Source organism: Acinetobacter gyllenbergii CIP 110306 = MTCC 11365 (assembly GCF_000413855.1).
GTDB classification, from domain to species: Bacteria; Pseudomonadota; Gammaproteobacteria; order Pseudomonadales; family Moraxellaceae; genus Acinetobacter; species Acinetobacter gyllenbergii.
The window spans coordinates 117,245-135,958 of sequence record NZ_ATGG01000006.1 but is presented as its reverse complement, the minus strand read 5'-3'; the positions used below and the strand labels follow the sequence as shown (position 1 = coordinate 135,958).

The 18,714-nt window shown below is 40.9% G+C and carries 21 protein-coding genes; 12 read left to right on the top strand and 9 right to left on the bottom strand.

Annotated elements, in window-relative coordinates; genetic code table 11:
• The first annotated feature begins 116 nt into the window (after positions 1 to 116).
• Positions 117 to 386 (top strand): PspC domain-containing protein, encoded by a 270-nt coding sequence (locus tag F957_RS18155; protein ID WP_005276002.1) that lies wholly within the window; start codon positions 117 to 119, stop codon positions 384 to 386.
• A 73-nt stretch (positions 387 to 459) separates the two neighbouring features.
• Here the strand turns inward: F957_RS18155 and F957_RS18160 are convergent, their stop codons facing one another.
• The 4 genes from F957_RS18160 to F957_RS18175 all read right to left on the bottom strand — a co-directional run bounded on the left by F957_RS18160 (position 460) and on the right by F957_RS18175 (position 4,287).
• The gene (locus tag F957_RS18160; protein ID WP_016660131.1) at positions 460 to 1,560 is read right to left on the bottom strand and encodes an HPP family protein; all 1,101 of its coding nucleotides are present in this window, start codon (positions 1,558 to 1,560) and stop codon (positions 460 to 462) included.
• Between the two features lie 121 nt (positions 1,561 to 1,681).
• Positions 1,682 to 2,098 carry a lysozyme inhibitor LprI family protein gene (locus F957_RS18165; RefSeq protein ID WP_016660130.1) on the bottom strand — a complete coding sequence of 139 codons (417 nt, stop codon included), beginning with the start codon at positions 2,096 to 2,098 and terminating at the stop codon, positions 1,682 to 1,684.
• A 132-nt stretch (positions 2,099 to 2,230) separates the two neighbouring features.
• Positions 2,231 to 3,022 carry a TIGR03915 family putative DNA repair protein gene (locus F957_RS18170; RefSeq protein ID WP_171068253.1) on the bottom strand — a complete coding sequence of 264 codons (792 nt, stop codon included), beginning with the start codon at positions 3,020 to 3,022 and terminating at the stop codon, positions 2,231 to 2,233.
• A gap of 2 nt (positions 3,023 to 3,024) precedes the next feature.
• A complete protein-coding gene (locus F957_RS18175; RefSeq protein WP_016542794.1) occupies positions 3,025 to 4,287 on the bottom strand; it encodes a putative DNA modification/repair radical SAM protein in 1,263 nt (420 codons plus the stop codon).
• 785 nt (positions 4,288 to 5,072) lie between these two features.
• Here F957_RS18175 and glyQ point away from each other — a divergent pair.
• The 7 genes from glyQ (at position 5,073) to F957_RS18215 (ending at position 10,909) form a co-directional block, all read left to right on the top strand.
• The gene (gene glyQ, locus F957_RS18185; RefSeq protein WP_004657598.1) at positions 5,073 to 6,050 is read left to right on the top strand and encodes a glycine--tRNA ligase subunit alpha; all 978 of its coding nucleotides are present in this window, start codon (positions 5,073 to 5,075) and stop codon (positions 6,048 to 6,050) included.
• A gap of 13 nt (positions 6,051 to 6,063) precedes the next feature.
• Positions 6,064 to 6,540 (top strand): DUF6678 family protein, encoded by a 477-nt coding sequence (locus F957_RS18190; protein ID WP_016542793.1) that lies wholly within the window; start codon positions 6,064 to 6,066, stop codon positions 6,538 to 6,540.
• Complete coding sequence (gene glyS / locus F957_RS18195; protein ID WP_016542792.1) at positions 6,537 to 8,603, top strand: glycine--tRNA ligase subunit beta; 2,067 nt, start codon at positions 6,537 to 6,539, stop codon at positions 8,601 to 8,603. Before F957_RS18190 ends, glyS begins: the two co-directional genes overlap by 4 nt.
• 84 nt (positions 8,604 to 8,687) lie before the next feature.
• Positions 8,688 to 9,098 carry a hypothetical protein gene (locus F957_RS18200; protein ID WP_016660128.1) on the top strand — a complete coding sequence of 137 codons (411 nt, stop codon included), beginning with the start codon at positions 8,688 to 8,690 and terminating at the stop codon, positions 9,096 to 9,098.
• A 179-nt stretch (positions 9,099 to 9,277) separates the two neighbouring features.
• Complete coding sequence (locus tag F957_RS18205; protein WP_016542790.1) at positions 9,278 to 9,751, top strand: hypothetical protein; 474 nt, start codon at positions 9,278 to 9,280, stop codon at positions 9,749 to 9,751.
• Between the two features lie 104 nt (positions 9,752 to 9,855).
• Positions 9,856 to 10,278: a hypothetical protein gene (locus F957_RS18210; RefSeq protein ID WP_016542789.1), complete on the top strand. Its 423-nt coding sequence runs from the start codon at positions 9,856 to 9,858 to the stop codon at positions 10,276 to 10,278.
• Positions 10,279 to 10,498: 220 nt separating this feature from the next.
• On the top strand, positions 10,499 to 10,909 hold the full coding sequence (locus F957_RS18215) for a hypothetical protein (protein WP_016542788.1): 411 nt from the start codon (positions 10,499 to 10,501) through the stop codon (positions 10,907 to 10,909).
• A gap of 92 nt (positions 10,910 to 11,001) precedes the next feature.
• Here the strand turns inward: F957_RS18215 and F957_RS18220 are convergent, their stop codons facing one another.
• Entirely contained in the window at positions 11,002 to 12,357 is a 1,356-nt protein-coding gene (locus F957_RS18220) for a S8 family peptidase (protein WP_016542787.1), read from the bottom strand.
• Between the two features lie 76 nt (positions 12,358 to 12,433).
• The gene (locus F957_RS18225) at positions 12,434 to 12,745 is read right to left on the bottom strand and encodes a hypothetical protein (protein WP_016542786.1); all 312 of its coding nucleotides are present in this window, start codon (positions 12,743 to 12,745) and stop codon (positions 12,434 to 12,436) included.
• 620 nt (positions 12,746 to 13,365) lie between these two features.
• On the opposite strand from F957_RS18225, the gene F957_RS18230 reads away from it, so the two are divergent.
• Positions 13,366 to 13,980, top strand: coding sequence for a hypothetical protein (locus tag F957_RS18230; protein ID WP_016542785.1), 615 nt, complete (start codon positions 13,366 to 13,368; stop codon positions 13,978 to 13,980).
• Between the two features lie 65 nt (positions 13,981 to 14,045).
• On the opposite strand, the gene F957_RS18235 is transcribed toward F957_RS18230, so the two are convergent.
• Entirely contained in the window at positions 14,046 to 15,317 is a 1,272-nt protein-coding gene (locus tag F957_RS18235) for a hypothetical protein (protein ID WP_016660127.1), read from the bottom strand.
• Between the two features lie 121 nt (positions 15,318 to 15,438).
• On the opposite strand from F957_RS18235, the gene F957_RS18240 reads away from it, so the two are divergent.
• Together F957_RS18240 and F957_RS18245 are read left to right on the top strand one after the other, a co-directional pair.
• Positions 15,439 to 16,218, top strand: coding sequence for a class I SAM-dependent methyltransferase (locus tag F957_RS18240; RefSeq protein ID WP_016542783.1), 780 nt, complete (start codon positions 15,439 to 15,441; stop codon positions 16,216 to 16,218).
• Between the two features lie 19 nt (positions 16,219 to 16,237).
• Positions 16,238 to 16,801 carry a hypothetical protein gene (locus F957_RS18245; RefSeq protein ID WP_016542782.1) on the top strand — a complete coding sequence of 188 codons (564 nt, stop codon included), beginning with the start codon at positions 16,238 to 16,240 and terminating at the stop codon, positions 16,799 to 16,801.
• A 54-nt stretch (positions 16,802 to 16,855) separates the two neighbouring features.
• Here F957_RS18245 and F957_RS18250 read toward each other — a convergent pair whose 3' ends face one another.
• A complete protein-coding gene (locus tag F957_RS18250; protein ID WP_016542781.1) occupies positions 16,856 to 17,419 on the bottom strand; it encodes a hypothetical protein in 564 nt (187 codons plus the stop codon).
• A 161-nt stretch (positions 17,420 to 17,580) separates the two neighbouring features.
• On the opposite strand from F957_RS18250, the gene F957_RS18255 reads away from it, so the two are divergent.
• A complete protein-coding gene (locus F957_RS18255) occupies positions 17,581 to 18,216 on the top strand; it encodes a class I SAM-dependent methyltransferase (RefSeq protein WP_016542780.1) in 636 nt (211 codons plus the stop codon).
• Here the strand turns inward: F957_RS18255 and F957_RS18260 are convergent.
• A complete protein-coding gene (locus F957_RS18260) occupies positions 18,210 to 18,680 on the bottom strand; it encodes a Holliday junction resolvase-like protein (RefSeq protein ID WP_004657567.1) in 471 nt (156 codons plus the stop codon). The genes F957_RS18255 and F957_RS18260 overlap by 7 nt on opposite strands.
• Positions 18,681 to 18,714: the final 34 nt, after the last annotated feature.

Genomic DNA, 18,714 nt, shown 5'->3' with positions numbered 1-18,714 from the left:
CCATCTGTTTAAACTTTAAAAAATTCAGTTCGACCCTATTTCTTAATTAACAGCATCCTAAACTGAAATAATTTAATTTTTTACTGCTGTTTCATCAATTTAAGGAGACAAACTCGATGGCCAACTCTGGTTTATATCGCTCAAACCAACAAAGCATGATCGCTGGTGTGATGGGCGGTATTGCGGAACGGTTTGGTTGGAACGCAAATTTATTACGCCTGATCTTTGTTGTGATCTCACTCATGAGTGCAGCCTTCCCGGGTATCTTGGTCTATTTGATTTTATGGTTGGTGATTCCAAAACAACAGCAAGCCCGTGTTGATCATGTGCAAGGTTATAACCAACCTGTAAAAACGATTTATGAAGACCAAAGCATAAAACGTTAATTCTCTTTTACCTTTTTGGTCGCTACGGTTGAAATTACCCCTAATCCAACCGTAGCTTTTTTTTAGCTAAAATTTAGGCTTGACGATTCAGTTGTTGTTGCAAGGCTGCAATCATATCCGCACGGCTGATTATCCCAATCAAGCGTTGCTCTTCAACCACGGGAATATAGTTAAACGACTTTTCGACAAAGTAAGGCACCAAATCCTGAATCGGCTGCGTAGGACTGACCGTCACGACTGTATGGCTCATGATTTGTCGCACATAATGCTGCCAAGAGTTGCGTGGATCTGTTGCACCCTTAAACCATTCAACTACTTCATATAAGGCCAAAGTCCCAACCAAATGATCATCGGCATTCACGACTGGCAAACTCATTAAATTCACCGCCTTAAACTTATCTAAGGCCTGATGAATGTCATCATGCTCATGTAGCTTAATCACATCACGACTCATAATATCCTGACAAACGAATGTATTCACCAAGCGTTCATTGGCATGCGATTGCGCTTCCAGAATAATTTTTTCTAAATCGTACTGGCTAATATCCAACAGCTCCGTGTGATGCTCTAAGGCATATTCAATATCTTTGGGTTGAATCGAAACTTTCTGGGTCGGTGTCGGATCTTTAGAACGCTCATTCACATGGGCTGTGAGTGGATAATGTCGACCAATCAAACGATTAAAGAACACCGCAAATACGAGTAATAAAATAGAGTTCAATAACACTGGATATAAGATGAAATGAAAGCCCAATCGATGCACCGCATCCCCACCTAATACTGCGGTAATCGCAACCGCACCACTTGGTGGATGTAAGGAGTCCGTTGTCATCATCAGGAAGATCGCCAAACCGACAGCAACGCTAAAAGCACCAGTTAAGTCGGGTAGATATTGCGTACAAACCACACCAATAAACCCAGCCAAGGTATTTCCGACAATCACATTCCATGGTTGTGCCAAAGGACTATTGGGTACTGCAAATAACAGTACCGAAGATGCGCCCATCGGTGCGATATACCATGCATTCATCCCACCCAGCACATACCAGCTGATCAGTGATGAAATCGCCAAGCCGCATAATGCACCAAGCGCGGAAAGCCCCCTCTCTTTTAAAGGTAGAACTTTATAGTTGGGTTTTAGAAAATTTAGCCAGTCTGATCGGGTCAAGCTCACAATGCACCTTGCTGGAATCGTGTTGTTTTATTCGATGCAGCAGTATACGCCTACTCAAGCTTAAGATGTATTTAAATTACAGTTTTAAATAATGACTAAAACGATTAAATAAGGAAGCTGATCAATTTAAATATTCTTTTAGCTGTTCCAATCGCTCAGCATATTTTTGCATCGGACAAAATTCATACATTGGTGAACCGATATAGGCACCCGCATTACGACATTCCTGATCCACAAAATTTTTCCAGAGTTGCTGCGATTTCATAATATCATTATAACGTTCAGGCTGCTTATACTCCTGACTCTGTTTTTTAATCCGATCCAATAATTGTACAATCTGCTTGGTATATAAGGTTTTAGTTCTGGTACTACAGATTTCCACCACTGCATTGTTGATATTACCCAATTTTAGCTCTTGAATGGTTTCGTCAACACATTGGCTATAAGAATCTATGGTTTTATCCTGTGCTTTGGCAAAAGCATGAGCACTCAAACAGGTCATTATCAGTAATGCGACTTTAAACATTAATTTTGTCATTGATTGGCTCTTTTGTTTTTTGTCATCTTTTCAAATCATAATCAAAAATTACGCTGATGCTGATTTTTTTATTCTTCCACATACGGCTGGTCACGGTTGTGAAGCAATCTATTTTGCAAGGATCCAACTAGGCTAAACATATTTTTCATTCAGATAACGCCAATAACGTTTCGGCAGATATTGCACATGCAATTTAATATTTTGCCGTTCTTTAATATTGATACTCTGAAAATAATCTTTCCAAAGCTGATCATATAAGATCTCTTGTTCATCCAACTCTAACTGAAAACTTTGGCTACCGCCCTTTTGCAGATTGCAATCAATCTTATCAGCATCCATAAACACTTCGTGGATTTGCTTGAGGTCGTAATAAAGACCATAGTTACGCTGCTCATCATAAATCAGCCAGCGCTGATCCTGATAACGGCGTCTAAAATGCGGTTGAATCAAAGGCAGTACATTAAAATCGGGACGAACCAAACTTAAAAACAGCCCATCCGTGGTTTTCTTAAACCGTACAAAAGCCTCCATCCGATGCTTTTCTCGCCCGACTTTTTTTGTCCACTGTGAAATCGCCAACACACTTGGATGTAAATAATCTTTTTCAATCGAATAGGACTGCTGAAACACATAGATGCAATAATTAAAGAGATGCTGATAGGCCTCTAGTGACTCCGACAATGAAGCAAAATAAATCTGCTTTAGCGCAGCTGGAGAAAGCTTTAGTTGTAAAGCAGACCATACCCGCTGGGCATGTGGCTCATGATTGGCGACATCAACAACATCGGAAAATAAACCATGTTGTGTCTCACCCAATAAACACAGTTGTACCTCAAATTCTTTAAACTGAAATGCGCGAAATACACAACTCAATAACCCCAACATTGAGCCATCAAAACAATAATTGAGTTTCTGATTCAACATCATTAAAACCCCAAACTCAACTGTGGAGAAAGTGGCTTAATATATTTGGATGTGCCTTGGGTTAAAATCTGCTGACGGATAAAACCAGCAGAAAGTTCTTTCCGAAAGCGAGGACTGTCTTCACAACGAATAAAATATTGTGCACGTGAATAAGCCACACCCAACTGCTTTAATAAATCGACATGAATTTTGCCAAAACGACGCGCCTGTACAATTTTCTTGGCGGATCTCACTCCAATACCCGGCACGCGTAAAATCATCAGGTAATCAGCTCGATTTAAATCCACAGGAAACTGTTCAGGATGCCGCAATGCCCAACTGAGTTTCGGGTCAACGTCCAAATCCAAATGTGGGAATCGTTCATTGACGATTTCATTGACCTGAAAGCCATAAAAACGCATCAACCAATCGCTCTGATAAAGTCGATTTTCGCGTAGCAAAGGCGGTGCAGAACCCACCGAAGGTAGATAGTTATTCTCGGTATTAATCGGGATATAGCCTGAAAAATAGACCCGTTTCAATTTAAATTCTTTGTAGTGCCGATCTGCCATAAACAGCACATCTTGATCCGTTTCCTGATGTGCACCCACCACCATTTGTGTAGTCTGCCCTGCAGGGACATATTTCGGCACATGCTTAATAATTTGACGTTCATCTTTAAGTTGAATCAAACGATCCCGAACCAGCCCCAAATCCTTTTGTACTTCTTGATGTGACTTTTCAGGAGCAAAGGCTTTTAATCCTACTTCTGTAGGCATTTCTAAATTAATACTCATGCGATCAGCATACAGGCCCGATTCATGAATTAATTCAGGGGAAGCACCTGGAATGGTTTTAAGATGAATATAGCCATTAAAGTTTTCTTCCAAGCGGAGTTTCTTCACCACTTGCAGCATACGTTCCATGGTATGGTCGGCGGACTTGAAAATGCCTGAACTGAGAAATAGCCCCTCGATATAGTTACGGCGATAGAAATTAATGGTCAAGTCAACCACTTCCTGTACCGTAAATGCCGCCCGTTTGACATCATTGGAACGACGTGACACACAATAGGCACAATCAAAAATGCAGACATTGCTGAACAGGATTTTCAACAAAGAAACACAACGTCCATCTTCGGTATAGCTATGACAAATCCCTGCCCGACTGGCATCACCTAGACCTTTGTCTTTATTTTTACGGTCACTGCCACTGGAGGAACAGGACACATCATATTTGGCAGCGTCCGCTAAAATTTGCAGCTTTTCACGAATGCGATCAGACATTTCAAACGACCTGAGAAGAACAGAGAATATCGTTTAAAAATTAACATTTCAAAGTTGTGAAATTAAGCGCATGTGAGATGCTATACGTCATGAGCTGACGTATAGTTGTGGGTCGAGAACTTGTTATAAGCAAAAATTAAGATAATTCAATGCAATGGCTTGATTAACTCTACAGCCTAAATATAAACAATTGAAATAAATAAAGATTAAAATACCATGAACCCCATACTTCAAAAACTTGCACAACCATTCACTCAAAAACTGATTGTCAGCAAAGCACAAATTTGGCGCTGTTTGATCCAAACACCCTTCTATGCAGGTGTTCCCATCTATTTTATATTTGTCGCTTTTTTTGCGCCTGATCATTACTTTTCCACAGAAATATTCAAAGTATTGTATGAGATATTCTTGGTTGTCCTGTACATTGCCTTGATCTATTTCATTCTTGTTTTTCTTCCAAGCTATTTTGTGCAACTGTTGCTACAAAAATACCAAGTGCTGAATTTCTTTTCCATTATGGCTTATGCCCTTTTATTTACTGTTATTGTCCCGAGCTTGATCATTATTTTAAACACAGCCCAAATCAATATTATCCCATTCAGATTCTTTGTTATTCTCTGTTTTTTCTCTCTTACATTTGCCGTGACCAATTGGATCCTATTAGTCAGAACAGCAAATAAATCTAAAAGCTGTTCAAAGCTGAAATTCCCCAACTAGCCTTTGCCACTCCTCTACAAAATCCTTATACTTAAGCACAATTTTTGTTTGATTCCAGTGGATGCACCATGAGTCGTGCTATATCGCATATTGATACCTTTCAGGGCTTAATTCTTGCCCTACAAAACTATTGGGCGGAGCAAGGCTGCGTCGTATTACAACCATATGATATGGAAATGGGCGCAGGTACTTTCCACACTGCGACCTTCTTACGTGCATTGGGGCCAGAAACTTGGAACGCGGCTTATGTTCAACCATCACGTCGTCCAAAAGACGGTCGTTATGGTGAAAACCCGAACCGTTTACAACACTACTATCAGTTCCAAGTGGTACTTAAGCCAAACCCAGACAATATTCAACAGCTTTATCTTGATTCACTAAAAGCCATCGGTATTGATACCCTAACTCACGACATTCGTTTCGTCGAAGACAACTGGGAATCTCCAACCCTCGGCGCATGGGGCTTAGGTTGGGAAGTTTGGTTAAATGGTATGGAAGTGACTCAGTTCACTTACTTCCAACAAGTTGGTGGTATTGAATGTTACCCAGTGACAGGTGAAATCACTTACGGCCTAGAACGTCTGGCGATGTACTTGCAAGGTGTAGACTCAGTTTACGATCTGGTTTGGACCAAAGGTCAATTCGGTACCGTAACTTATGGTGATGTATTCCATCAAAACGAAGTTGAGCAATCAACCTATAACTTCGAATACGCGCCAGTCGATAAAATGTTTGAATTGTTTGACTTCTATGAAGCTGAAGCCTCTCGTTTAATCGAAGCTGAATTGCCACTTCCTGCTTATGAGCAAGTGATCAAGGCATCGCATTGCTTTAACTTGTTGGATGCGCGCGGTGCAATTTCGGTAACTGAACGTCAACGTTATATTTTACGTGTTCGTACTTTGGCGCGTTCAATTGCACAAAGTTATGTGGCTGCCCGTGCCAAACTTGGTTTCCCGATGGCAGAACCACATTTGCGTGATGAAGTATTGGCTCAACTTAAAGCACAAGTTGAAGCAGAAGCTTCATTAAAAGCAAAAGACTAAAGTTATCTGTCTGATGCAAAATCCGCACTCTATTGTCCATTATGGTATTGACGATCAGCAACAAAGCATTGCCAACGCTGTTCAAAATGGTCAATGGGTGAGTGCTGCCAACAATACCAAGTGGTCTGAGCTGATCACATTCATGCAAAACGATGACTGGGGTCCTAGTTATCGTTATTGCTGGATCAGCAATAAATTTATCAGCAATTGGGATGTTGAATGGTTTGGTCATTTACCCTATCCATTTGCAGGGGTGTTATGGCTAGACTTAAGTACTTTAGAGCATCAGGTGGAAAAGCCTTGGGGACATAAGAAAATCATTGACCACTCGGCTCGATTTAAAAATTTATTGATAAAGATTGGTTTAGAGTTTGAACAACGTGAAGATGTCATTCGAATTTGGGGATACCTGCCCAAAGATGAAACAGATTTTCCACCCCAAACCAACTTTGTACAACCACACCATATTTTTTCGGATACATGGAAATGACACATACCGTACTATTTGAATTGGGTTGTGAAGAACTTCCACCCAAAAGCTTAAAAACCTTACGTGATGCACTTAAAGCAGAAACTGAAAAAGGCTTAAAAGAGGCTGGCTTAAATTTCGCCTCTATCGAAGCCTATGCTGCGCCACGTCGTTTAGCATTGAAAATTGTTGATATCGATGCTGCTCAGGCAGATACACAAAAACGTTTTGATGGCCCTGCTGTGCAAGCGGCTTATGATGCTGAAGGCAAACCGACCAAAGCACTTGAAGGCTTTATGCGTGGTCAAGGCATTACGGTTGATCAGCTTTCGACGTTCCAAGCAGGTAAAGTTGAAAAAGTTTGTTTCTTGAAAGATGTCAAAGGTCAAAGTCTTGATGTTTTACTACCGCAAATTTTACAGACTGCATTGGATAACTTACCAATCGCAAAACGTATGCGTTCAGCAGCAAGCCGTACTGAATTCGTACGTCCAGTAAAATGGGTGGTATTGCTCAAAGATGATCAAGTGGTTGACGCAACCATTCAAGATCACAAAGCAGGGAATGTGACTTATGGTCATCGTTTCCATGCGCCTGAAGCTGTGACTTTGGCACATGCAAATGACTATTTGGCAACTCTAGAACAAGCCTATGTGGTTGCGAACTTTGAAAAGCGTCAAGCAACCATTCAAGCACAAGTGAAGACATTGGCAGATGAAGTCAATGCGACTGCTATTGTGCCAGCAGACTTGCTTGATGAAGTCACCAGTCTGGTTGAATGGCCAGTAGCTTTACGTGCAACTTTCGAAGAACGTTATTTAGCGGTTCCACAAGAAGCCTTGATTACCACCATGCAGGATAACCAAAAGTATTTCTGCTTAATCAACGCCGAAGGTAAATTACAGCCTTACTTCATTACCATTTCAAATATTGAGTCGAAAGATCCGATTCAAATTATTGAAGGGAATGAGAAAGTTGTACGTCCTCGTTTGTCTGATGCGGAATTCTTCTTCTTACAAGACCAAAAGCAACCGCTTGCGTCTCGTAAAGAAAAATTAGCCAATATGGTGTTCCAAGCACAATTGGGTACGCTGTGGGATAAATCACAACGTATTGCGAAACTGGCTGTGGCATTATCTCCAATTACGGGTGCCAATGTTGCTGATGCTGAGAAAGCAGCATTACTTGCGAAATGTGACTTAACTTCTGAACTGGTGGGTGAATTCCCAGAACTTCAAGGGATTGCAGGTACTTACTATGCACGCCTTGAAGGTGAGAATAATGAAGTTGCCGAAGCGTTAGGTGAGCAGTATTTACCAAAATTTGCTGGTGATGTATTACCGCAAACCAAGACAGGTACAACCATTGCGCTTGCGGACCGTTTAGACACATTGGTCGGTATTTTCGGTATTGGTCAAGCACCAACAGGTTCAAAAGACCCATTTGCATTACGTCGTTCTGCAATCGGTATCTTGCGTTTAATCATCGAAAATGAACTTGATGTGACCATTGAAGAATTGGTGAACTTTGCCTTACAAGGTTATGGCGACATCATTAAAGATCACGATAAAACCCGTGCGGATGCGGTTGCATTCCTTGAAGGTCGTTACCGTGCCAAATATGAAGACCAAGGCGTTGCGGTTGATGTGATTCAAGCGGTACAAGCACTTGCACCAAAATCGCCACTTGATTTTGACAAGCGTGTAACTGCGGTCAACCATTTCCGTACATTGCCTGAAGCGGCAGCATTGGCCGCAGCCAATAAACGTGTTGCCAATATTCTTGCCAAAGAAGCGACACCGGAAGGTGCTGTGGTTGAAGCCAATCTGGTTGAAGCTGCTGAAAAAGCACTTTATGCAGAGTTGTCTGCACTCACGCCTGTGGTTCAGCCTTTGCTTGCTGCACGTAACTACACAGAAGCCTTGTCTAAGCTGGCTGCGCTTCGTGCACCAATTGATGCCTTCTTTGAAGGTGTGATGGTAATGGCAGATGATGTAGAGTTAAAAGCCAACCGTTTACGTTTACTCGCTCAATTACGTGATTTATTCACGGCAATTGCAGATGTAAGTGTATTGCAAGGCTAAACCTGTATTTATTTGAAACTCTTAAAAAAACCTGCTAAAAATAGCAGGTTTTTTTATTTACACTTTTTATAAGACTATAACGACATGAAAAAATACACTTTATTGCTCTCTACTCTTTTAGCGATTGGACAAAGTGCTTGTTCTTTAAATCCTAGTTCTAGGGCTCAGCCAGAGATAGAAAACCATCAAAATATACAGAATCCTATCGCGATTGGCATGGCTCGAAGTGAATTTATTACCAAAGTGATTACACCAAGCTCAAGTAAATTAATCGGTGATCAACGAATTGATACTTTTATATTCTATAAAAGAGAGAACAGCGCTAAGATGTACGGACAAGCTTTATATAACGGTTTAGTCGCAAGTACATTGCCCTTTGATGCATTAATAGAAAAGGTATCAATCCCAGACTCAGCGCTTAGAGGAGACAAAGCAATTATTCAAGTGATCTATGACTCATCTGATCGCGTGGAAAAAGTTGTAAGAATCCAATAAATCAACTTTGAAAATGAGTACTGTCTCAATTTGCTCAACCTCGTTCATCAATGAATGCATTCATTCAAAGTGCCATCGTGCTGACGCAGCTAAGTGTATGTAAGGTTAAGCTGATATTTGCAGCTATTCAACAAACCTGCTAGTAATAGCAGTTTTTTAATAAACATTGATTAATAAAAATGACGCTACCTAAAAATTATTATCGTATCGATATCATTCTGACCGTTATACATGCCGCTTTACTCTTAATCAGTTGGACAAGCTACACAGTATTTCCATTTATTCGAACCAAACCCGATATGAGTGGCCTGTTTTTTATGATCATTTCGATTTTGGGTGGAATGATTGCACTAATTCTTTTGGCAGTTGTCTTACCTCGTTTAGATCAATCTGTCAGTCAATTAGCACTCAAGAAATTTTTATTTGCCTTACTCTACTGGATCAGCAGCAGCATCATTTTTATTTTATTTGGCAATACGCTATTGCTCTTTAATCAGCCACTCCCTTGTATCCTTATTTTCTCATTTATCTTTTTAGGCTCAATCTATTTATCCGTCATACGATTCGCACATATACGCAAACAAGATTACTTCATTGTTTTAGGCATTTTTGGCTTTTTATTTCTCTTCTTTTTCTGCATAAGTTTTAGTTAAAGGTTACTTACCGTATCAATTTCATATCATCTTAACTCTTTTCTTCGAACCAACGATAAGATATAAAATCTCGATTGCGACAATATCGCGGAAAGGACAAAAAGATGATCAAAAAAGTACCCGCACTCTGTTTAGCGACTGCACTGATTGCATCGTCTTCGCTCTGGGCAGCAGACCCAACTAGCACCACAAGCACTGCTTCTAATGCTGTCCCTGAAAAAGCCATGCCCTATGGCGATAATCCAAGTCTAGGACGTGTCTTATTGTATAAAACGGGCAAAGGCATGCAGAATTTAGGCGATTCAATCCAAGGTGCATCTGATAACACCTCACAAAAGATCAGTGAAAAATGGCAAGACACCAAGAAATATACGGAAGAGCAGTCTGAAGTTGTTCAAGCCCAAACCGAAAAAGCCAAACAGTACACGGCCAAAAAATGGCAAGACACTAAAGATGCAGTGGTTGGCACCAATGAAGGCAATGTCCCGATCGAACGAGCTGAACTCAGCCAACCTTCAAGTAACTAAACCCAAGAACCTCTACCATGTAGAGGTTTTTTATGGCGGCCGATTCATTAGAATAAAGATTTTTTCGGGCTATAAAATATCATTTATATACAGCGGATTTGTTATAGTTATTTGAAAAATAGGCTTTAAATTTACAGTGTACGCTCAAAACATTTATTGAACTTCACGAGTTTTATCGACAGACTCAATGGTATAAATTCATCGGACTGGAATTTTGCACATGACGCAACAAAAATTTAAAACCATTCTATTTTCCTGCATCAGTGCAATCAGCTTCACTGCTTGCTCATCATTATCCACGCCCAACAATGGCACACAAACATTACAACAAGTGAAGAATATTGGCGCCACGCCTTCAACTGAAGGCAATACTGCAAAACTGAGCAAACAAGGTCAACACTGCAACATTGAATTTACGGGCTATTTTGATGGTGGTCAGGCCGTTGAGCAGTGGGTGTTTAACCAAAATGGTTTAATTTCAGCAAGCTCTACCACCCAACACTATCAAGATAAAACGCTTGCTCAGCCCACAACCGCAACTGCTTTTGATGTGCAAGATGCGACTGTTCAAGCCAACTTTCAAAAACTGCAAAGTAACTTTAGTGCGGATAAACTAACACAATGTCATTAAGCCAATAAAGAACGCGTTGCATCTATCTCTAGTTGCAACGCGTCATGGCTTTTAAAATATTTTTGGATCGATCTTTCAACTATAAAATCATCTTAATTCGAACTGAGTCCGCTGGTTGCAGCCAGTAAATCAATGCGTGGGAACACCAAACCTGTACGCGTATCGGTAATCGGCTTACCTGTCACTCTTAAACGATTTACGGTTTGATCGATAGTCTCTGTTGGTGTCACAGCATTGGCACGTAATAAGGCAATTGCCCCTGCCACATGAGGCGCTGCTTGCGAGGTACCGCCCTGAGTTTCACCGCCTGCAGTAATCATTGCCCCAGGTGCCAGTAAAGTCACTAATGAGCCACCATTACTAAAGCAGGTCACTTTATCTGCAGCTGTGTTTGGATCAGAGCATTTCAATGGATTGCCCCAAGACACCCCACCAATATTACTATCGTACACCGCACCTACTCGTACTGCACCTTTCACACAGGCCGGTGAAGAAATCCCATCAGCAAAAGCATCGTTGCCTGAAGCCACCACAGGGACAACACCTGCAGCACGTGCATTAGCAAAAGCCGTGCTATAACTACTGTTACTACATTCTGAGGTGTATTTCACACCGGGTACACCCAAGCTCAAATTAATGGCTTTGATATTATAAGTCTGTGCATTATTCACTGCCCAGTTAATCCCCGCCAAAATATCGCTGTCATAAGCCGTACTCGCCCATTGCCCTTGTGATCGAACTTTTCTAAACACATCGATCCCAATAATTTTGGTTTTAGACGCAACTTTAGCAACGATCCCAGACACGTTACTGCCATGCCCATCATCATCCAAACTATTATCATCGGGCGCACTATCAAAGGCATAAACCACACGACAAGTCGAAGCTGGAGTATTGACTGCAGTACAACCAAAGTCAGCATGTTTATAATTCACCCCAGTATCAATCACCACCACGCTTGAGCCTTCTCCAGTAAAACCATTTGTGAGCGCTTGTGGCTGGTTAATTAAAGGGAGGCTTTCCATTGTGGTCGGGATATTTTTACGGTTTGGATAAACACCTTTGACATTTGGATCATTCAAGACCTGTGCCAGCGTCTCCCGATTCTGAATACGATAGAGACCTAAAGGTAGGCCATTAAATTCTCGCAAGGTTTGAAAGCCTGCCGCTTTGCTAAATTTATTTTTAAACTGACTTTTAGCATCTGCAATCAGACTCCGCTTTTCTCGCCCAAAACCCGAACTGGCCGCACTGGTTTCATACTCGATCAATAAATCATTCGAATCATTATCGACCAAGGCATTAATATTAATTTTGCCTTGTTCTACTTTGTTTAACGCTGCCGAGCTGAGGCTTTGTTTGAGTTGCACCGCGTTGAGTGTCGCAGCTGAAGTAGTTGTGGTGATAAAAGCACATAGGCTTAAAAGTAGTAAGGTTTTATTGTTCACTATTGATCTCCATCGTTCTTGGATAAAGAACGGTTCTTAATATCTGTTTTTCTTGGATAAAAGAAGCCCAGACGATTTAAAGTTTTTTAATTTCATTGGCTGGATCAGTTTCAGGATCAATCGGTTGTATCGAAGGATCACTTTTGGTGTCATAAAATTGGTTGTTTTCTTGCGTTTTATCCAATTTTTTTAACATATGCGATGTGGTATGTTCTGTGGTTTTCACCTCCTCTTGATGTAATACAGTTGAAATACCGCCTGAAGGTTCAGGATGGATTTGATATACCGCAGTATCATCGGTTGAGCTGTTCGGTTCTGCAGGTTCAAAATAGAAGACCACCACGCCCAGCGCGATCAATACCAGCAGAAATGCTGCAATCTGTTTCATTCATATTCTCCAGTGCGTTATTTACTGGCCATTACTTGGTTTTCAATTCTTTTTCTATAAATAATACGAATACAAGTTAAGATTCACTTTAAATTTCACCTATTTTTTTAAATAAAATACGATAGGAGTCATCGTACTATCAAAAAAGACAGTGATGTTTTGGTTCAGGCTTGCGCTTTAAAAAGTATCCTTAATGCACAAAGAATGATCTTGATGGGATAAATAAATTGCATTAAAAAAGTGCAATATTTATTCCATATAAATATACCAAGCAATAAAAATGCCATTTTTTTAATCTTTTTAAAAGCGCTTTAAATCAATTTATATATTCTTAATTTTCATATTCATTGCGATAAAATATAACCCGTAAAATAGTCAAACTGTTATCCATCAATGCTTTTAAAACTGAATTTTCACAGTTATTTATATTCATTAAAAAACTATACTTTTCATGTTCTTATAAAAATAACGGTTCTCCACAATTTATCTCCAGATTGTTTTTAAGCTGTAATCTGGTTGTAACGTTTGATGAAAATCACACATTTCTGATTTTTTGCTCGCTATGATGCAGTTGCGTTAATGAAGTACCCCAATACGGTACATCGCTTAAGGAAATCGCAATGAAAAAAATGATCAAAACAGCTATCGTGACAACTTCTATCCTTGCTTCTGCTTCAGTTTTCGCGCAGAACGTAGGCGCAAATGCCAGTGGCTCAGCTCAAGTCAATGTACAATCTGGTGGCCTGCTTAAAGGTGTCACAGGTGCAGTGAAAGGCACAGCACAAGGCGTCGGTCAAGTGGCTCAAGGTGTTGGTCATACTGCACATAATGTCGGTCATACCGCGCTAAATACTGGCGTTGCAGCAACTCAAAAAACCGTAAGCACAGCAACACAGGTGGGTTCACAGGTCGCAAATAAAACTGGTGAAGCGGTAAAAACCACAACCCATTATGCAGTAGACAAAGCTGTTGATGGTAAGGAATTAGCTGCGGAGACCACAGCCAACGTGAAACAGCGCATTGCAGACAAGAAAACTGCAACTCAATCTAAGTCCTTAAATTTAGGTGCTGAAACCAATGCTCAGGCGCAAGTGAATGGTAAAACTTCAGCCGTGAATGCACAAACCGGCTTAAATGCAGATAAAAAGAGTCTTCAAACGGGTGCAAATGTGGGCGTGAAAGTATTAGGCGTGAATGCCAACGTCAATACCAATGCCAAAATTGGTACCAACTAATTTAAATCTGATCTAAAAAAGCCCTTTGAATATTCAAAGGGCTTTTTTTATTGAAATAAGGTCATTCAACATAATTGCAGTTTGGTCTGTTCATCTGCATTATTTTCGATGAAATGCGTCAAACCTTGTGCATCACAACATAGGCTCAGTTGTTTATAGCTCAGGCTATAAAAATCGGCATAGTGTTTAAACACCAACGGCGATTGATCCAGTGCAAAGGGCTCACCTTCTTTGACCAGTTTATGAATACCACGATCATTCATCGTGAGGAAGTAGTATTCATCATTCAATCTCAGCTTGACCAAGCTATTGGCCGTCAGATTTAAAGGCAATAGATAGGCGGAATTGGCCGCAATAATCTCAGTGCTATAGCACTCTAATTTCAAGCTTGCCAAATTAAAGACCAAAAACTGATTCTGTGCATTGACCACATTGGCAGCTTGGGTCTCGGTATGTTGCACAAAATGCAGATGTACGCCGAGCTTATATAAATTCTGTTCAGTGCCTTGTTTGAGATTAAACAGCTGCTGTACCAGTTTTTGTTTAAGTACCGCATCAAAATAACGCTCATCTAAGGCAATGTCGTTCTGTTGCAGAATTTTTAATAAAGCCTGATGATGACGCGGCAACAAAGCATCCAACACATGTCGATAGTAGAACTTGCTTTGCTTTTTAACCTCTCGAACCCGCTGATAGAAATAAGTGATTTCAAATGGTTTAACCACAAAATCATTCAGCAACTGAGAACTTGCCAACACCGAAAGTGCTTCATGGCCTGTAAATGGCAAATGAATCACATGCATGTTAGGCAGTAAAGGCTGGATCTTTAGAAAGTGCTCTTTATCTTCTGCATAGTATGGATCATAGACGATGATGTATTCACGCGATGAATCAACCTCATCTGCCTGAATCTGCATATCTTGATGGATAGATGCATCAAAGAATTCGGCGTAACGGCGATCTTCAACCACATCAGGATCAATCGAGAATTGTGGTACAAAAGCCACAATCTTTTGCATATCCAATAAATTTGAATACTTGATTGCTGCGTAGCCCCCCATAGAGCCGCCATAGCCAACAATGCCTTTAAATTGCTGCAAAATCGGTTGAATCTGCTGCTGCATCTGCAACATACTACTTTTCGGAAACCATGATTTTTGCTTCGGCATAATGCCGATCACATTGTATTGATATTTTATTAAGGATTTTTCAGCATTAATTGACATGCCTTTAGCGCGACTAATCAAATCGCCAAACGAAATCACTAAAGTGTCACTTGAACCTTTTAAAAAAATAACGCGAATATGCTCATCTTCAAATATTATTTGCTTATCCATGCTCACACTGAAAAGTTGATCCTAGGTCTGTAGCAAAAAGTCACCAAATGATGGCTTTGCCAAACCATAATTGCGGAGTATCTTATTTTATAGAGATAAGACAGATTAAAAAGCGCAAAAAATGACACAATCCTTACATCCTGCTGCTCAAAAAGGCTTTAGTTTAGGGGCTGAACTGTACCAGCAAGTTCGCCCCAGTTACCCGCAAGAAATAGCGGTTTGGCTGCAAGATCGGCTCCAAATAGGTGAAAATTCCACTGTTGTTGACCTCGGTGCTGGGACTGGCAAATTCTTACCCTACTTGATTGAGACACAGGCAAAAGTGATTGCGGTCGAGCCTGTCACGGAAATGTTACAGCAGCTTCAACAAGCTTATCCGACTATCGATTGTCGACAGGCATTCAGCAGCGAATTACCATTCGCCGATGCATCAATTGATGCCATTCTCTGTGCGCAATCGTTCCATTGGTTTGCCAATATTGAAACCCTAACAGAAATGCATCGTGTGCTGAGTTCCACAGGGCGTCTTGGTTTAATCTGGAATCAGCGCGATACCTCGGTCGATTGGGTCAAAGCTTTGGCCGATGAAATTGCACTTTTAGAAGGTGATACCCCTCGTTATCACAGTGAGTTATGGAAACAAGTGTTCGAGGAGCAAAGCTTATTTAAACTGGATGGATTAACCACCTTTCAACAGGCGCATCAGGGCACTGTCGAACAGGTGGTGAGTAAACGCTTGCTGTCTACTAGTTTTATTGCCGCAATGCCTTCAACAGAGCAACAACAACTCAAAGCAAAGTTTGAACAAATTGTATTTGATTTTACAGGCTTAACTGCGCAAGATCAGATTAGTTTCCCCTATACGACTTTTGCCTACCATTTTCAGAAAATATCCAACTAATTCTTGAACGAGCTCTGCTATGCCTAATCTAAAAACCACATTTGCCCTTACTTGTGTACTCAGTTCAGCGCTGGTGCTCAGTGCGTGTAATAAGGACAAAGAGCCAACTGCAAAGCAACAACAGCAAAGCAGCGCAAGTAATGACGCGATTGGTCAACTCAATCAAACACCGATCAAGCAATTCCCTGCCACAGCAGATGATGGGCATGATATTGCCGTATTAGAAGACTATGATCATCGTTTTACCGACATGAGCGATAGTATGGAAATGGAATTGGCCAAGATGAAAGAAGCCAATAGCCTCACACCTGAATTCGAGCAGCAACGTCAAAAAGATAATGTGAACTCAGCGTTGAAGATGCTCAAAGAGCTAGAACTCAAAACTGAACAGGGTCGCTATATTCAAGGTTTGCTTTATGATTATTGGGAGCATCAAGCCCAAGTCTTGGAACAAGCCAATACCGCCCAAACAACAGATGCGAATCAGCAGGTCAATCAGCTGAATGAATATCTACACGCGCAAAGCCAGTTGCATCACTGGAGAAATGCGCAAACAGCTGAAAGCAAAATGCAAGCTGAGTAACTGAAATAAATAAAAAAAGGGGGCATCAGCCCCTTTTTTATTTCACATTCATTGTTAGATATTCTGCTTCTCAATCCAATGAATTGAACTCACACGAAATAATTCACAAGCACCATCGCCTACCCCACCTGGGGTTAAAGAAGATTTCCACACCAAGTCCTTATCTCGAATTTCAACCAACTCACCTTTGAGTTGAACCAAGTCACCGCGTTTCACTTGCTTGATTTGTTTGGCAATCTCTGGATTGGCAGGAATAATGTGCATATTGGACACCAGTTTGATCGCTTGATCGGGTGGCACAGGCAGTGTATTCATTTTCCAATTCAAATAACGATCATATTGACGTACATCAATCGTTCGAGCGATTGCAGGATCAGTAAATGCTCCCAAACTCACCGCATAGTCGATCGGAGAAAATTTGGCTTGCTCATCGTCATGATAAACTTTTGAACCAAGAATACGGAAATTACCATCAAAAGGTTTTAATACCGAAATCGATTGATATTCCACAACAGGCGCTAAGCCATTGGCAATATTATATTCTGCCTGACCCGTTGATGCATGTGTTTGCCCAATTGCAGCCACCATGCATAAACTCATCCATAGACGTTTTTTCATGGCTCGATTATCCTCGAAAATATTAGAAAAGCCTTTCTGTTGATAGTATGCTGAGATGGTGAAAAAAAGTGCTTTTTTTGGTAACAATCAAACTCACTTTAGTCATATTTTTGTGCTGTTAGTGAAGTATCCTCTTTATTAAAACCAACGAATGGATCTCTATGATTTACCAATTTTACCAACGTCATATCTTTCCTCATTTGCTCAATCAGGTCATGCAAACCGCTAGCTTGATGGATCGACGTCGTGAATTATTACTACCACTCGAAGGTGAAGTACTCGAAATTGGTTTTGGTACAGGGCTCAATATTCCGTTTTATGGCAATGTTGATTCAGTGTACGCCTTAGAGCCCAATCCTGATATTTATCAATTGGCCGTTGAACGGGTACAACATGCACCTTTCTTTATTAAACATGTGCAATCCAGTGCAGAAAAACTCCCCTTTGCCGACGCTTCTTTAGATCATATTGTGTCGACGTGGACACTGTGTAGCATTGCTGATCTTGAACAGGCCTTAGCCGAAATACATCGGGTACTCAAACCAACAGGCACCTTCCATCTGGTTGAGCATGTCAAACATCCAAACTCGGCAAAAATACAGTCCTTGCAGACGCTACTAACCCCAATTCAGAAACGGATAGCCGATGGCTGCCACTTAAATCGGGATATTGAACGCCAGCTCTTACAAGCCAAATTTAAATTGATCGAAAAGCAATATTTTGATGCAGAAGGAATCCCATCTGTGGCGCAAACAATGCTGTTGGCACGCGTACAAAAATTAGAAACGCCTCATTGATCTTCAAAATCAATTCGCAAGGTTTCAAAACGAATACGCCCTTCAGTGACCGCTTGAGCAATCGCCTGCTGCCCTTTGCTTAAGCGTGCGCCACCGCTTTTAATATCCAGTAAAATCACTTCAATATCTTCGGCTGTACCATCGCCATCTCGAAAGTCGGTATAACCATCAAAAACCACGTAATCGACAGGATCACCTAAAAATTTAGCATCACTGGGTAAATAACGAAACTCAGGCAGAATCGGTGCAAACTGCTCCGCCATTTTACCTTTCAATACCGCACGGCTGGTATTGACACTACGCTTCTGCGCATCGAGTAAAGCTTGCTTATGTTCCAGCTCCAATTCAGCAATATATTTCTCATACTCCGCCTGAATCCGCCCATTACGAGTGCTGGATAAAATAATCGTGGTGATCACGACACCAATACAACCACCAATCAGCATCGCTAACCAAACCGACATAGTCACTTTCCTTTGCTTGAATGCAGCTATTTAA

Bases quoted from the DNA above. Each gene is read 5' to 3' on its own strand.
- F957_RS18155 (WP_005276002.1), top strand. From the start codon at position 117: ATGGCCAACTCTGGTTTATATCGCTCAAACCAACAAAGCATGATCGCT.
- F957_RS18165 (WP_016660130.1), bottom strand. From the start codon at position 2,098: ATGACAAAATTAATGTTTAAAGTCGCATTACTGATAATGACCTGTTTG.
- F957_RS18170 (WP_171068253.1), bottom strand. From the start codon at position 3,022: ATGTTGAATCAGAAACTCAATTATTGTTTTGATGGCTCAATGTTGGGG.
- F957_RS18175 (WP_016542794.1), bottom strand. From the start codon at position 4,287: ATGTCTGATCGCATTCGTGAAAAGCTGCAAATTTTAGCGGACGCTGCC.
- glyQ (WP_004657598.1), top strand. From the start codon at position 5,073: ATGAGTCGTGCTATATCGCATATTGATACCTTTCAGGGCTTAATTCTT.
- F957_RS18190 (WP_016542793.1), top strand. From the start codon at position 6,064: ATGCAAAATCCGCACTCTATTGTCCATTATGGTATTGACGATCAGCAA.
- glyS (WP_016542792.1), top strand. From the start codon at position 6,537: ATGACACATACCGTACTATTTGAATTGGGTTGTGAAGAACTTCCACCC.
- F957_RS18200 (WP_016660128.1), top strand. From the start codon at position 8,688: ATGAAAAAATACACTTTATTGCTCTCTACTCTTTTAGCGATTGGACAA.
- F957_RS18205 (WP_016542790.1), top strand. From the start codon at position 9,278: ATGACGCTACCTAAAAATTATTATCGTATCGATATCATTCTGACCGTT.
- F957_RS18210 (WP_016542789.1), top strand. From the start codon at position 9,856: ATGATCAAAAAAGTACCCGCACTCTGTTTAGCGACTGCACTGATTGCA.
- F957_RS18215 (WP_016542788.1), top strand. From the start codon at position 10,499: ATGACGCAACAAAAATTTAAAACCATTCTATTTTCCTGCATCAGTGCA.
- F957_RS18225 (WP_016542786.1), bottom strand. From the start codon at position 12,745: ATGAAACAGATTGCAGCATTTCTGCTGGTATTGATCGCGCTGGGCGTG.
- F957_RS18230 (WP_016542785.1), top strand. From the start codon at position 13,366: ATGAAAAAAATGATCAAAACAGCTATCGTGACAACTTCTATCCTTGCT.
- F957_RS18235 (WP_016660127.1), bottom strand. From the start codon at position 15,317: ATGGATAAGCAAATAATATTTGAAGATGAGCATATTCGCGTTATTTTT.
- F957_RS18240 (WP_016542783.1), top strand. From the start codon at position 15,439: ATGACACAATCCTTACATCCTGCTGCTCAAAAAGGCTTTAGTTTAGGG.
- F957_RS18245 (WP_016542782.1), top strand. From the start codon at position 16,238: ATGCCTAATCTAAAAACCACATTTGCCCTTACTTGTGTACTCAGTTCA.
- F957_RS18250 (WP_016542781.1), bottom strand. From the start codon at position 17,419: ATGAAAAAACGTCTATGGATGAGTTTATGCATGGTGGCTGCAATTGGG.
- F957_RS18255 (WP_016542780.1), top strand. From the start codon at position 17,581: ATGATTTACCAATTTTACCAACGTCATATCTTTCCTCATTTGCTCAAT.
- F957_RS18260 (WP_004657567.1), bottom strand. From the start codon at position 18,680: ATGTCGGTTTGGTTAGCGATGCTGATTGGTGGTTGTATTGGTGTCGTG.